Below are 15,457 nucleotides of genomic sequence, written 5' to 3'. Positions count from 1 at the left end.
ATCAACCGCTGGAAAGTGCTAAAACTTAAGTGTACATTGAACAAAATAATAACCCGAACTAATTTGCCTGTTAGAAGGCAGTTTAGTTCGGGTTTTACTTAGACTAAAACACTTTTGTCCCAGCCTCGTTTCTGTTAGCCTGCTAATATTACAGTTTCCAACATTAAGGAACAATGCTAAAAATTGTAATAAATCACGATATCAATGGCAAATATGCCGGTAAATGAAGAGTTTGACTATCTTTTAAAAACCTGTCCGCTCACTGCGCTTCATAGTAGTACGATACACTCATTCTCTGGCAAACTTTCACATATTACTGGACAGCCTGGGGGTGGTAATATATATAATAGTAGAGGTGACAATCAGAAAACGCTTACATCATGAGGAGGATTTTATGTTAGATGTGCTAAACAAGATCAATTCATTTCTTTGGGGGACACCAAGTTTAGTACTGTTATTCGGGACAGGCTTATTTTTAACAATTATGCTGAAAGGTCTGCAGTTCAAGAAACTATTATATGCATTCAAGCTGGCTTTCACAAAGGATAAAAGTACAGGTTCTTCCAAGTCGGAAGGTGATATCAGCAACTTCAAGACATTGATGACCGCATTATCGGCTACGATCGGAAACGGTAATATTGCCGGTGTGGCGACTGCGATCACAATTGGCGGACCGGGAGCGATCTTCTGGATGTGGATTGTCGGACTGCTCGGGATGGCGACGAAATATGCAGAAGCGCTGCTTGCGATGAAATACCGTGTGAAGAATAAAAACGGTGAGTACTCCGGCGGACCAATGTATTACGTGGAAAAGGGACTGGGCAGCAAATGGAAATGGCTGGCTGTGGCCTTCGCTTTATTCGGAGCTTTTGCTGCACTTGGAATTGGGAACAGTGTGCAATCCAATACGATTGCGGATGTTATGACGACCAGCTTTCATATCAATAATTGGGTAACAGGGATTGTCCTTGCCGTACTGACCGCGTTAATTATTTTCGGCGGAATTCAGAGAATCAGTACAGTTGCTTCTTTCTTTGTTCCGATTATGGCGTTCTTGTACATCGGCGGATCACTTTTGATCATCGTGTTGAATTATGACCTGATTATCCCCGCTTTTAAACTTATATTCTTTTACGCTTTTAATCCGGTTGCTGCTGCAGGAGGGTTTGCCGGAGTTGTCATCAGTGAGGCGATCAGGAGCGGAGTTTCACGAGGGATCTTCTCCAATGAGGCAGGTCTTGGTACAGCAGCCCTGATTGCCGGGAATGCGAAGACGGATCACCCGGTTAAGCAGGCATTGGTTGCAATGACGGGAACATTTATCGTAACCATCATTGTATGTACAATGACTGGATTGGTTCTGATCATAACAGGTTTCTGGGATCCAAGCGGCGGTGCGATATCAGGCGTCCAGCATTCACCGGAACTTGACGGAGGTGCGCTGACGAGTGCGGCATTTGCACATTCCCTTGGTCTGGCTGGCGAATACATCGTGGCGTTTTCCGTTATCTTCTTCGGTTTCTCGACGATTGTCGGCTGGTACATGTACGGCGAGAAGTGCTTTGAGTATCTGACAGGATATCGCTATATTGGTTCATACCGTTTGATTTATGTCGCTGCGACAGGGATGGGCGCTGTTGCGAACCTTGAACTGGTATGGGCATTTGCAGATATGTCGAATGCTCTTATGATGATCCCCAACTTGATCGCATTGCTTCTTCTTTATAAAGTAATCGTGAAGGAAACAAATCATTACTTTAATGAGTATTTGCCTGGTCAGATGCAGGTCAATCCAAAGAGAAAAGCCAGTTAAAGAAAAAGCCGGCGCGAAGGCATTCGCACCGGCTTTTTTGATATAAAAACTTATCATATTTATTGGCAGCCTTTACTTCCTGGCAAGATATACAATCTTCTGATTGCTTCCTGTCGGCCGTTTCCCTTCATGGAAGTCGGCACAGATGTCTATTTGGGAGAAACCGATTTTCTCAAGGACGAGAGCTAATTCCTGGACTCCGTACCAGCGTAAGGCGAACCGCTGGAGCTCCGTGGCGATGAGGCTGCCATTCCTCCATTTTTCATATTTCAGGTGAGTCACTTTACGCTGCTGGAAGAAGTCAGCTTCAATAAGCTTACTCTCCATAGTGATGGTGTCCCCATCCGGAAATGGGAAGATTGATGTGTTCACTTTTCCCGTTTCAAATTGACCGTCAGGCAGGAATACATCCATTATAAGACTTCCTCCCGGCTCAAGATGTTCATATAGTTTCCTTAATGCCTGGATGGATTCTTCACGATCATCGATCAATAAAAAGGATCCGCCCGGTATGATGATTGCTTCATAATTGTGAAGTAAATCAAGACTCTGCAAATTTGATTCATACAAATCAGCTGAAAGCCCCCTCTCTGAAAGCCGGTTTCTGCACGCGGTCAGCATCTCAGGTGAATCATCAACACCGTCCACTTTAAGACCGCTTTCTATTAGAGGAATGATAACCCTTCCCGAGCCGACCATCCCCTCAAGGATACGCCCTTTACAGTTTTGAAGCTTTCCTTTATAAAACTCAATATCCCCGCCGAGGGATTGTCCGACTTTTTTTGTCAGATCATATACTTCGGTGCATAATTCTCCATAGCGACTAAACGACATACACGTTTCCTCCGAAATGATCTTATTTCAACTCAGCAAAATCCATCCTTTTTCAAATGAATAACTGCCCTCCCCTATCTTAATAGGGGACGGGCAGCCTCATCATCTAAATGAAATGGACCTTAATTGTTTATATGATGCTGACAGGTCTTCGTCTCCTGCGACCATCACTGTCGGCCTTACTCTTATACATTGTCCTGTTGCAGCTGACCACTCTTCCGAGGAAGCAATAACGAATACTTCCTGATTGATATATGCTTCGGTCATTTTGGACGAGTCCGGGTGAACAACCATGATCTTCTCCTTCCGTTCATCAGAGCCCGCGTGGACGTAAGGTGTGTCTCTCAGTGCAAACTCCTCCACACCGGCATAATACGTATCGAATTTGCCTTCAGTCGGCAGATTCAAATAGCAAGATGACAGATCATCCCCCGGCTTGAAGAATGCCTCAAGATCAACGGTCTCTTTCACAAATGTCCTGCCTGACTGCTGTTCGATCTCACAATAAAATGCAATGACCGGAACCTCAGGAAGCGTTAATGTAAATTGACGGAGCGTGACGCCCTTCATCGTTTCATGCTTGGAAAACACCGTCGTCAGGCAAAGCCCCTTCCACACGTTTCCCTTATCATCCTGTTTTATAACGGACTGTACAGTTGTCGATTCCTTCATAATTGAGTATGGACTGACATTCATGAAGCTATATCTCACACCTCCGCCCCATGGATTCCACCAGGCTTTCGGTCCCGGTTCAGGGAACTGATGATGCAAGAATTCCTTACCTTTGTAAACCAAGGAGTAGATACCGGGAAAGTAGGCGGCTTCAGCTTTATAAGTGAGAATTCCATTGTCAACAGTCCAGCCTCTTTCATCATGGACGACCGAAACCTCCTGATTCCCTTTAACCAAAGCCGCGGTTTTCAATGATGCATGCTGTCCCCGGGAACGGAATTGTCCATTGATCCACTGCAATCCGGGTGCTGGATGCGGTATGTCAAGCACCACTTCAGTCACTTCATCTTCTTTTACAACTGTATGTTCCAAGCGATCCCCATCAGCATCAAGCGTCAATTTCCCTTCGAGATAAGGGGTGAGTTTCGAGCGGAAAGAGTAACTCACTACATCACCTGCCGAAGACACAAGGTTTCCATCTGCAGCTTCTAAAGCATAAAGGGGGCATTCTTCCATGCGCGGGGCATCTTCCCCAAGCACTAATTCCCTCCACTCTTTCCAGTTTGGGGACGTATTGATCCCGACTTGAATCGGTCCGAGGCATACTTCCTTACCGGCAGGGAGGTGATCGATCTTGTATTCGATGGCGAAATGCCAGTCATTCTTTCTGCCCAGGGCTTCCTCCGGCCAGGCAAGCCCTTTGGATTCACCGTTTGCATCTGACGTGAACAGCCATCTTTCAGAAATTTCTTTATCCTGGATATAGTCCATGAAAGGTATAAGAGCTTCATCACCGAACACTGCCCCCTGTTTGGAAGGGATGGCCATCTTTTTAAATTCAATCGGCAGAGGCTGAATAAGAAAGATCTGCTCTTTCGCTTCTGATGCCACATTCACCACTTCATGCTTCAACTCCACCATGCCTGAACCATATATCTTTATATACGTGTTAAGAACCACCCCTGAAAAAGCATCGGATACCAATGAGGTTTTCATCACTATTGCTTCTGGGGTTTCAATGAATTCTATGGCAGAGGCTTCTTTCTTAGAGAATTCCTCGCTGAACGGTTTACCCAATTTCGGAGTGAAGAGCGTCAGCGGATTTTGTTTAGACAGTATTGAACCTGTTTTGACAAAATGGTTCCTCTTTTCTACTTCGACATAATAAGGACCGTTATAGCAGGCCCAATGCCCCTCTGTATCCCCTCCGAACTTAGCTCCCAGACCAGGAAAAGCAAGTGACAGCTTCGTTTTAAACTGAAACTCTTCACCGTTCCTTTTTCTGACTTCAACCAGCACTTCTTCGGAATAGAAACCGTGTTTCAACAATTGGCACTGTAAAGGAAGGGATAATCTGCTTTTTGCTTTTATTTCCGACGTAATTTCTGTTTTTCCCATGTTCAAGATTTTGCTTTTAGGAAGCTTGATCGTCCAAACTGCAGCTTCTTCAAGCTGACTTTCGATGTCTAAATAAACTTCCAAGTTCTGATTCGGACGGAAATGTTTTTTAACATTCCGTAAATGCAGCTTGGCTGCCTGCTTCGGAAAGACCCCCATTTTCAGAGGAAGTGACTTTCCGTCCACTTCAACATTCGCTCCGATAACCGGATGAGTTTTCCATGGACTCGGCTCCCGTTCCGGCAGAGTGAGAAATGCAGAATATTCGCCCTTCCACTCGTTTTCCACAATTTCTTTCCCCGTGAAGCTATGATTCACGATTTCTGTGGACATTCCCCTCAGGGACACCTCCACTGGTTTATCCGTTTTATTTACCACATGATAGGAAACAGCCTGCTCCTCTTTTTCCAGAAGTTTAAAATCCGGAAGCTTCATTTCTATAAGAAGATCCTGCGTTTCAATCAGACGGATGCCGCGTCCTGTCCGTTCAAACTGAATCCGGACAAACTCGTCTCCCGCCTCCCACTTATATTCATAATAAGTATGATCATCGTCCTTGATGCCATCCGGTTTCACCTCAATGACACGCTGACTCGTCGAATACCAGTCATGTTTGTCAAAGAACGGCTTAAGCCAGTCGATTTGCAAAACAGACGGTATGAAATTCATCAAATGCGTCGTATCATCGCGGTCCTCCCAAAAGAATCCGCATTTCTTATAAAGTGGAACCGCTTTTGTGTTACCCGGCCATGTGAATAAGTCGAGACGGGGCCACTTCAACTCAATCGTTTGCTCAAGTGCTTTCAAGACGAGCTGTTTGCCGATCTTTAAACCATGATAGTCCGGATGAACATTCAAAAGCGGAATATAAAGTGCACCCTCATCCTCGCGGTATTGAGAAAGACCGCAATACCCGACCACCTCTTCTCCCAGTACAGCAAGGTATAAATGCAGATTCGTAGAGTTTGCTTCTTTCTCTATTACATCCTGCTCAGTGGTGACCGTGGCATCCCCGCCCCAGCTTTCCCGGCTTTCGTTCCACATCTTGGCGACACCCTTCGCAAGACCTTCATGGTATTCTACTATTTTCACTTTCTCCAATGTCGTCTTCATAAGTTCCTCCTACAGTCTGTATTCTTTCACTACGTTTTTATATGTCTGACCTCACACTTTTTTACCTTTTGTGTCACTCCATCGAAAATAATAATCATCTTGATCTCCTCCTTTTTATTATTGGAAAAAATTACTTCCCACCCACAGTTTAAAATGTTATGCCCGATAAGTAAAGAATATTCTAACTCTTCGCTATACTGCCGCATCGGGTTCTGGCCTACAGTTCACTGCGAAATCGGCTTCAGGCTAGCACCGGGGTTAAGTGGAGAGCATGGGTATCCAACCCTTATCTCAGTCGTATTTGTTTTTATATTTGCTTAGTGTCAGCAGCGGCCAAACCCACTGGTAGCTGTGGTAGTGGACATAGAATTTCCCCTTGAGGCCGGCACCTGTCGGATAGGTATCTGCTGGGGATTGCTGTTGTTTGTTGATTATGTCGAGGAGCTTTTTCATTCCTTTATCAATTACATCAGTCGGTTGTCCGGAAATACTGATGAGCGCATCCAATGCCCACGCGGTTTGCGATGCTGTACTGAAGGAAAGCGGAATGTAGGTTTCTTTTTGGTCGCTGTAACACGACTCTCCCCATCCTCCGTCACTTCTTTGAATACTCTCCAGCCACTCCTTTGCTCTTTGTATGCTTTTATCGGTTAAAGGAACTCCTGCAGCACTCATCCCGGTGATCGCTGCCCATGTTCCGTAAATATAGTGAATCCCCCATTTTCCCGGCCATGAGCCGTTGTCTTCCTGACTCAGCCTTAACCATTGAATGGCCCTTCTCATTTTTGGATGATCTTTTGACAGACCTGCCCTGCTTCCCAGAAATTCCAGGGTTCTTCCCGTCAAGTCAGGTGTGGAAGGATCGATTGCTGCTGTTTCTGCACCATCCATTGGGAATGAAGCAAGAATCCCTTTTGTCTTATTTTTTTCAAAGGCTGGCCAGCCTCCGTCAGGGTTCTGCATACCAAGCACCCAATCGATCCCCCTGTCCCATGCCTGTCGTATATCAGGCTTTTCACTGGCAGAATAGGTAATGGCTCGTAATGCTGCTGTCGAATCATCTACGTCAGGGTGGATCGAATTGCTGTCAGAAAATCCCCAGCCGCCTGGAGAAATGGCTGGAATCTCGATTGCCCAATCCCCGAATTTATAGTGCTGCTTTTTTACTAAATAGCCAACGGACCTTTTTATCATCTTATCTTCATAAGAAACACCGGACTCTTGCAGCGCATCGGTAATGAGTGCAGTGTCCCAGACTTGAGAAGGGGAATTTTGCACATGCGGTCCGTTATCGGTTTGGCAGACCATCTTTTTCATGCCGTTGATTGCTTGTTGAATGACTGAAGACTCTATCTTGTATCCGATGGAATTCAATGCATATATCATATAGAATGTAGTGCTGAAATAACTGAGGCAGGTTCCATCCGATTCTATCCGCTTCAGCATATAATCTTGTGCAAATTGTTGAGCATGAGTACGGATGGATTCAGGCATGCCCGCAATCGCTTTTACACCCTCTTTTATTTTTTCGAGGAGGAAGATCCCCCGGTCATCGTTCTGATCTCGATTAGAATGAAGAAAAAGGTGCCTGATGTTTGGCGTCCGGGCTGTCTTCAAATGATACCGGCCATCCCTTAATACTAGAAACGGAACCATATGTCCCCTGGCGTAGCTGTTGAAATCCCAAAAACTTATCGGAAAACTCCTGGGAATAAGCAACACTTCAATCGGAACAGGCATAAGATGCCGCCATTCATATTGTCCATGAACTGCAAGCATCAGCTTTGTAAGGGTGTGAGCTTCCTCCAGCCCCCCTTTATCTTTGATGAATTGTTCAGCTTTTCTCAATCGCCGGTCTTCTTCATCAAGAAGACCACTGAATCTCAGCGCGAAATAAGCTTCGATCGTGGCAGATAGGTTTCCTTTCGCCTCATCCATGAATACCTTCCAAGTTCCTTCTTTTGTCTGCATTTCCAAGAGTCTGCCGACCAACTGCGACAGCAGTCTATCTTCGTCCAGAAATAAAGATCTGATAAGGATGATCATATAGGCATCCGTCATCAGACTGTTCTCAAAACAAAAATTCCAGCTGCCGTCCGGCTTTTGTCTTTGCCTGAGAATCCGCTCCATTTTTTTGACTGTTTCTTCGATTTCCCCTCTCATATTCAAGCCTCCCGCTGTATGTTTTAAGTCTTTGATATATATATGTTGCAACGCACGATGATAGTAGTTTGCGTGAATGCGGGAACGCCTGCTTTGCACATAAAAAAAGCAACCATCCCGGTGAATGATTACTTTTTTATGTTATCTATTTGAATATCACGAAAACCACTTATGCCACATGTGATCGTCTCTTCCCCTAACGAAGGTATCTATGCGGTTCCTCCCCCATGACACTGCTCCAGGTGAGGAACGTACTCCTCCGCGGGGGGCTCCAAGGTCTTCCCATCTGCTCCACTGCGAGCCATCCCACCATTTATGCCACATGGTATTGTTATCTCCCCGGACAAATGTATCAATCCGGTTGGATGCCCACGATGATGCTGCAGGTGCACCTTCGAAACCGCCCCTCGGCGAGCCGAGATCTTCCCACTCGCTCCAGCGGGAACCGTTCCACCACTTATGCCACATACGGTCATTATTCCCTCTCACAAAACAGTCGATCCGGTTCGGACCCCACGATACGGCTCCTGGGGAATTTCTCACGCCGCCTCTTGGAGCTCCAAGGTTTTCCCACCCGCTCCACCTGGATCCGTTCCACCATATATGCCACATATTATTGTCATTACCCTGGACAAAGATATCTAATCGGTTCTCAGCCCATGAAGCAACAGCCGGGTCCCCTTTAAATCCCCTTGGCGGTCCGCCGAGATCTTCCCACTGGCTCCAGCGGGAACCATCCCACCATTTGTGCCATAAGGAGTCCCTGTCGCCCCGGACAAATGAATCGATCCGGTTTGGTCCCCATGAGACAGCAGCAGGCGAACTCTTTAACCCTCTTCGCGGAGCTCCAAGATCCTCCCACTTACTCCACCGGGAACCATTCCACCATTTGTGCCACATCCGGTCGTTCTCTCCACGGACAAATGTATCCAGTCTATTTTGCTGCCAGGATGCGACGGCAGGGGAACCTTTCATCCCTCCCGGCGGTGCACCAAGGTCCTCCCAGTTCTTCCAGCTGGCACGCCACTCATCATCATATATTTCTCCGCCATAAAAGTGGTTCGGTCCGTATTGATACGGAAGAACTTGATGGGCATGGGCAGCTTGATAAGGGTGAACATCGTAATAATGTGGATGATTCTGAGAAAATGATCTTTGGTCATAAGGATGAATGGAGTAATAAAGCGGATTTACTGGCCAGTATCCAGTTTCAACATTCGGATAAACAGGTTCATGATAATCGTTTCGCCAATCAAACGGGCTGACAGGATAACCATAAGGAAACATTGATTTACCCCTCCTTTTCAATCTGTTTTACCATATGCAGAAAGTGTGTGTTAGGAGTAAGTACACTTTCAATACTTCCATTCATCACTTCGGCCTTGCCAAAGTCATCTCCTTAATCTTGTTGTAAACTTTGCGGTAAATGGTACTCTAATAGTGAAAAGTCACATATAAAATACATGTTTACAAGTTAGGAATTTTCTAACCTGGGTTTACCTTTAGAAAGGGGGATGAACCGTGGATACCATGAATAGAAAAAGCGATATTTCCAACATTTCAGAGGATTTGTTTTCCTTATTACAATCATTCGGAACTTCACGATATATAAAAAAAAGCACCTTCATATTTCGGGAAGGTGAAAAAGCAACTGAGTTATTTCTGATAAAATCGTGCATTTTCCAAATAAGCAAACTAAGCCTGGAAGGCAAGGAATTAACTATGCGGATGATATGCATAAGGATGGCTGGATCGGGGAACTGACTCTATTCTCGGTGGATGCCACCTGCATGCTGAGCGCTTATGCATTGGCAGATGGGGAAGTCCTGGTCATCCAAAGGAATCATCTGGAGAATGCACTTGTGAACGATGCCCCCCCACATTCGAATTCATGAAATGGATTTCCACACAATCAAGAAAAAAACAGTCAAAAATCAGGGATTTGGTCATGCACGGCAAGAAAGGTGCTCTCTATTCCACACTCATCCGCATTCCGCACTCGTATGGAGTGAAAGTGGATCACGGGATTCTATTGGATATACCGTCACAAATCGGGATCTGGCCAAATTTTGTGCAGCACAAGAGAAAATGTCAACTGCATGTTGAGGGAGTTAAAGAAAAAAAAATTCTTGATTACTCAGCGAGCGGCAAAATTATCATTCTTGATTTTGCAATATCTCCGGGAAGAAATCGGATGTGAGAATTGTCCGATCGACATTTGTAATATAGATTAATAGAGGATGAAAAGATATGGGAACCGGCAGAATTCATCCCGCGTTTTTTGTTTGCTTCAGTGGAGAGGGGATGTTGATATTCCAGCAATTATAGATGTTCAATCTTTGTACAGGCATCAATTACTGCGAAAAATGAATAAACCTCCCTCAAATTCTGACATTATCAGTTCATTTCCCTTATATTTCCCGGGCTATATTCTACATCATCACCCAAAATCTGCCAGACGAATCATCAACCGCCCTTCCGCTATTTCCCTAAAAACCCTCCATTCGATTCAATTATCTGCCCCGTCACCCATTGTGAGTCACTGCCAGCAAGGAAACGAATCAGTTTTGCCGCATCTTCCGGCTTTCCGAGGCGACCCATCGGGAACATTGGCAGGAAGGCTTTTCCCATCTCTTCATTAATCCAGCCTGAATCGGTCGGCCCAGGGTCCACTGAATTTACGGTAATGCCAAGTGGGGCAAGACCTGTAGCAAGTGGGGCAGTGATTGCCTTCAATGCACCTTTTGTGGCAATATAAGCGAGATTATCTGGATCCGGCCCTCCTGAAACCATGAATATAATCCTCCCTTCCCCGCCCTCAGGGTTCCCTTTTTCAAACTCCCTGGCAAATTCCAGCGAGAGCATGAGCGTTCCACGATTATTCACGTTATAATGTGTATCCAGTAGATCTGCGTTAAGCGTTCGAATACCTGACAGTGCACAGAATGTTGCATTGTTAATCAAGATATCCGGGGTCCCCAGCGTACTTTTGACACCATCAATGATCCGTTTCGGTGCGCGGTCATCTTCAAGGTTCGCTTCCATATGACTGGCACGGACACCCATACCTATTAGTCTTTCTTTTAACCGCTGCGGCCATTCCTCTTCCATACCGATGCCTTCAGCTCCGTCAAATGGAATCCAGTGTGTAAAGAAAATATCTGCTCCCGCTTCAGCGAGCGCAAGGCAAATCGCCGTTCCGATGCCGTTTGAGCGGCTTGCTCCTGTGACAATGGCTGTTTTACCGCATAATGAAGTCATTTCGTTTCCCCCTGTGATTCTATTTAAATCAGTTTATCGAATGGTACTTAATGAAGCGAATCATCGTTGTACCAGCTCCTCTTGAATACACACTATATTTCACCAATTTCATATAAAAGAAAAAAGCTCCAGGTTCTCGGCAAACCGGAGATTTTCTTATGTCCAGCTCCATTGCTTAGAGGCTCGAAACATACGCAATGTCATCCCATAAGGCAAAGTGCGCCTTATGGGATGACATGTCTTATGCTTGTCGGCTCTTAGCAAAGCCCTTCCGTATTTCTAATTACAATGCCTCTTTAATCACTTTCTTATAATAGGCTACAGACAGCACACCGAAAATGGAGTATAGAGCCGCATAGAGAGCCATCACGATGATCATTGGTGTATCAAACTCCCCTCCGAACAGGAACCAGCCGGATTTGACTGCGAAATAACTGTGAAGGAGACCGATCATAAGCGGGATCCCAAAGTTGAAGATCTGCTTCGCAGTGATTCCCTTGATAAGGTCGGTTTGTGTGAAGCCCAGTTTCCTCAGAATCGTATAATTCGGTTTCTCTTCTTCACTTTCATCCATTTGTTTAAAGTAAAGGATGCACCCTGATGTGATCAGGAAAGTCAGGCCAAGGAAACCGACTATGAACATGATGAGACCTATGCTTCGTTTCTGTTTTGTCTCAAGGTTCATCTGCGAATCGTGCTCATACCCCTCATCGAAACCGAGGGACACAAATAATTCATTTGCTTCCTTCACCTTTTCATCATCATCGATATCGATGCCGACATAAAGTGTGGAACCCTTTTGAATAGCGGGGTCGATGTCCTTTTTCAACTTTTGGAATGCAGAGTCATCTACGATGCCTACAGGGGATCCGCCTGCGGTATAATACCATGATATCGGGAATTCATCCTTCATTCCTATATAGTTCTGAGTAATCGAGTTTGTTCTCCCTTTCCAAACCACTTTTCCTGAGTCATTTAAAGGCAGGAATTTCTGAAGCAGATCACTATATCCTGTAAATAGAGTTTCGTCTTCACCTAAATCAATTCCTTTGATTTCTTTTTCACTGATGACGGAAGTTTCCATCTGATCCAGGCTGCCATTCACTGCAAAATCTGATTCCGCAATGTCTCTTAAATCGGCATTTACCTGAATGACTTCTATTTCATTCCTGCTATACTGGATATCGTGTTTCTCCAACGCCTGTTTGAATGTTGAAGAAGCTTCTTCCGTTGTAAATGCGAAATCAGACGGAACATTATCTACAGCCAATTTCTCTGCTGAGTAATAGGAAATATAACTCAATGACAGCAGTCCGATCGCCAGGGCCGAGACAGTTGTAATGATCGTCAAAAGCAGTGAATTCGACTTCATGCGGAACATGATTGATGATAGTGACATGACCTGATTGATATTCAGATAACCGCCCTTGTTCTTCCGGATAAGATGAAAGATGAAACTGACGGATCCTTTATAGAATAGATACGTACCAATGATTACAGATGCCAGGATGAAGATCATCGCCCCGAACAGCTCCATCATCGTCATAAAGTCACCCTCGAATAATTTCGAAGAAACAAAGTAACCTGAAATGATCAAGATGATACCAAGTATTCCTAAAATCATCTGAAATACAGAGATCTTCTTAACTGTTGTTTCCGTCGATGACTTTACTCTGAACAGGGATAAAATACTTTGTCTTTTGATGAACAGGAAATTCATCAGCATGATCAGCACATAGATGGCACAGAAGACTATCAATGTCTGAATTAAAGCCTGTGAAGAAAAATGCAGTTCTGCGATGGCTTCTACACGGGTAATTTTATAAAGGATCATGATGATCAGCTTCGAGAAAGTGAAACCGATAAAGATGCCGAACAGCATAGATCCAAAATACAAGATGAAATTCTCCATCGTCAGGATGCGGAAAATTTTATTCTTCGTCATCCCGATCAGTTGGAACAATCCAATTTCCTTGCTTCTTCTCTTTATGAAGATAGTATTGGCATAAAGAAGGAATATGGATACGATCGCTACAAGCATGATCGAAGCTGCACGTATTGCCGCTCCACCTTTAATGGATCCTTTCGCTGCATCCATGGAAGGATCATACTGCAGCGTGACAAATGCAAAATAAAGCGCAACGCTGAAGACGAGCGCGAACACGTACAGAAAGTAATTCGTAAGATTCTTTTTCAGATTTCTGAATATGAGTGTATTAATGTTCATTCTGTACACCGCCCAATACACCCTGTGTTTTCATGATGTCTTTGAAGAATGCCTGCCTTTCCTGACTGCCTTTGTTCAGCTGGGTATAGATCTGCCCGTCTTTAATGAAAATGACTCTGCTGCAATAGCTGGCTGCCACCGGGTCATGCGTCACCATGACAATCGTCGCTTTCAGCTGTGAATTCAAGTCGCTCAATTTCTTCAGCAGATCCGACGCTGATTTAGAATCGAGTGCACCGGTAGGTTCATCAGCAAATATGATGCTCGGTTCATGTATGAATGCCCGGGCGGCAGAGGTCCGCTGCTTTTGCCCTCCTGAAATCTCGTTCGGATATTTATCTTGGATTTCGGATATACCGAGTTGAGAAGCCAGCATATCAAATTTTTCATCCGCTTCCCGCTTCGGTGTCTTGGTGATTGATAAAGGCAGGAGAATATTTTCTTTGACCGTTAACGTATCCAGCAGATTGTATTCCTGAAAGATGAACCCAAGATGATTTTTCCTGAACTCGGCAAGCTTCTTTTCCTTCATCCTTGTCATCTCTTTGTCTTCAATCTTGATCGTACCTTCGCTTACATGGTCAATGGAAGAAAGCACATTTAGAAGAGTCGTCTTCCCGGAACCGGATGCCCCCATAATCCCCACGAATTCACCCTGCAGAATGGTGAGGTCGATCCCTTTCAACACTTCCTGCTTATTGAATTTGTTCCCATAGCTTTTATGAAGTTTCACCGCTTCTAAAATCGTCATCATTCAAAACTCCTTTTAGTTGATACAATCATTATAAAAAAGACTTTGGACCTTTTCCTTTTAATGTCCGAACAAAATGGAAAAGCATGTGACATTTTCGTCACATGCCCATAACATTGTCGAAGTCATTTTTTCGCGGGAACGCAAGAGTAAGCATCGTGCCCTCCCCCAGGGTCGACTGTACATTCACGTCGATGAGGAGAAGATGAGCTACCTTTTTCGTCAAATATAACCCCATTCCGGTCGAAGCCTGATTGTGATGATCAATCGTTGATGTGAAGCCTTTTTCAAAAATACGTGGAAGATCCTTTTCGTCAATCCCCCGGCCGTGATCCTGAATCGTCAGAGTGGTTTGTCCCTTTTCACGGCCGCTCGTGATTTCAATATCCGACGCTTCACTGTATTTAACCGCGTTTGTCAGCAGCTGTCTGATCATGTATGCCAGCCACTTGCTGTTAGAAAGGACCTTTGTCACTTCAAGGTCGATGTCAAAACCGATTCCTTTTTGAATGCACCAGGATTGCAGTGTTTTGATTTCTCCGTAGAGGATGTCTTCGAGGTCGCACTTTTCTATGTAAAGATCATTTTCGATGACATGCATCCTTTTTTGATGAAGCTGTTGATCGAGCAGTAGATGGATCCGGAGCCATTCGTATTTGAGCGGTGCTTTGAGTTCATGGTCTACCAGGCGCTCGATCATCAAATTCATGGCTGTTAGCGGTGTCTTCACTTCATGGATCCATGCAAGAAGCTCATCTTTTTCCTGTTCCAGCATCCTTCGGTTCATTTCAGATTCTTCCCTTAGCTGTTCCGCTTGCTCAACCAGACTGCTGAACACGATTTTTTCAAATGGCGAATCGGGGGCAGTCATTTCGGCCACATTCGGATTGCTCTCCCATTCGTCCAGGTCCTTATAGAATTTTGTTTCCCGGTGATATCTGACAATCATGAAAATAATAAAAGTAAGTGAGGATAATATCACAACATAGAAAATGGATGTAAACGGGACAGCAGAGTCAAGATACGTGACGAAAAGCAGGAGAAGCTGCAGAGACATAAAAAGCAGAATCCAGCTTTTGCGTTCCCATAAGTATTTCCTGATCATAAGCTATCCCCTTCAAGGGCAACGTATCCCTGTCCTACTTTCGTTTCAATGTACTTTCCGAGCCCAATTTCATCCAGCCTTTTGCGGAGGCGGTTCACGTTTACTGTCAACGTGTTGTCA

General features: G+C 44.8%; 10 protein-coding genes and 2 pseudogenes. 3 read left to right on the top strand and 9 right to left on the bottom strand.

Annotated elements, in window-relative coordinates; all coding sequences use genetic code 11:
• Positions 1-394 precede the first annotated feature (394 nt).
• A complete protein-coding gene (locus HP456_RS10400; protein ID WP_172250715.1) occupies positions 395-1,813 on the top strand; it encodes an alanine/glycine:cation symporter family protein in 1,419 nt (472 codons plus the stop codon).
• 72 nt (positions 1,814-1,885) lie between these two features.
• Here HP456_RS10400 and HP456_RS10395 read toward each other — a convergent pair whose 3' ends face one another.
• On the bottom strand, positions 1,886-2,647 hold the full coding sequence (locus tag HP456_RS10395) for a class I SAM-dependent methyltransferase (protein ID WP_172250713.1): 762 nt from the start codon (positions 2,645-2,647) through the stop codon (positions 1,886-1,888).
• 102 nt (positions 2,648-2,749) lie between these two features.
• Positions 2,750-5,761 carry a GNAT family N-acetyltransferase gene (locus HP456_RS10390; protein WP_376766206.1) on the bottom strand — a complete coding sequence of 1,004 codons (3,012 nt, stop codon included), beginning with the start codon at positions 5,759-5,761 and terminating at the stop codon, positions 2,750-2,752.
• Between HP456_RS10390 and HP456_RS25645 the strand changes: the two are divergent.
• Positions 5,752-5,832, top strand: a pseudogene (locus tag HP456_RS25645) (hypothetical protein); the annotation flags it as partial. The gene HP456_RS10390 and the pseudogene HP456_RS25645 sit on opposite strands and share 10 nt — an antisense overlap.
• Before the next feature lie 289 nt (positions 5,833-6,121).
• Here the strand turns inward: HP456_RS25645 and shc are convergent.
• Complete coding sequence (gene shc / locus HP456_RS10385) at positions 6,122-7,993, bottom strand: squalene--hopene cyclase (RefSeq protein WP_172250709.1); 1,872 nt, start codon at positions 7,991-7,993, stop codon at positions 6,122-6,124.
• Positions 7,994-8,149: 156 nt separating this feature from the next.
• On the bottom strand, positions 8,150-9,280 hold the full coding sequence (locus tag HP456_RS10380; RefSeq protein ID WP_216663241.1) for a PLL family lectin: 1,131 nt from the start codon (positions 9,278-9,280) through the stop codon (positions 8,150-8,152).
• Positions 9,281-9,523: 243 nt separating this feature from the next.
• On the opposite strand from HP456_RS10380, the pseudogene HP456_RS10375 reads away from it, so the two are divergent.
• Positions 9,524-10,227, top strand: a pseudogene (locus tag HP456_RS10375) (Crp/Fnr family transcriptional regulator).
• Between the two features lie 247 nt (positions 10,228-10,474).
• On the opposite strand, the gene HP456_RS10370 reads toward HP456_RS10375, so the two are convergent.
• From HP456_RS10370 to HP456_RS10350, 5 genes are all read right to left on the bottom strand, one after another.
• Positions 10,475-11,254, bottom strand: coding sequence for an SDR family oxidoreductase (locus HP456_RS10370; RefSeq protein ID WP_172250707.1), 780 nt, complete (start codon positions 11,252-11,254; stop codon positions 10,475-10,477).
• 283 nt (positions 11,255-11,537) lie between these two features.
• Positions 11,538-13,481: an ABC transporter permease gene (locus tag HP456_RS10365; protein ID WP_172250705.1), complete on the bottom strand. Its 1,944-nt coding sequence runs from the start codon at positions 13,479-13,481 to the stop codon at positions 11,538-11,540.
• A complete protein-coding gene (locus tag HP456_RS10360; RefSeq protein WP_172250717.1) occupies positions 13,471-14,232 on the bottom strand; it encodes an ABC transporter ATP-binding protein in 762 nt (253 codons plus the stop codon). Before HP456_RS10360 ends, HP456_RS10365 begins: the two co-directional genes overlap by 11 nt.
• Before the next feature lie 100 nt (positions 14,233-14,332).
• Positions 14,333-15,337, bottom strand: coding sequence for a sensor histidine kinase (locus HP456_RS10355; RefSeq protein WP_172250703.1), 1,005 nt, complete (start codon positions 15,335-15,337; stop codon positions 14,333-14,335).
• The coding region (locus HP456_RS10350; protein ID WP_172250701.1) for a winged helix-turn-helix domain-containing protein at positions 15,334-15,457 on the bottom strand (124 nt) is incomplete at its 5' end. The genes HP456_RS10350 and HP456_RS10355, both read right to left, overlap by 4 nt.

The sequence above is a fragment of the Bacillus haikouensis genome, from assembly GCF_013179555.1.
GTDB classification, from domain to species: Bacteria; Bacillota; Bacilli; order Bacillales; family Bacillaceae_B; genus Rossellomorea; species Rossellomorea haikouensis_A.
The sequence above is the reverse complement of the archived record's forward strand: the minus strand, read 5'-3'. Positions and strand labels throughout refer to the sequence as shown.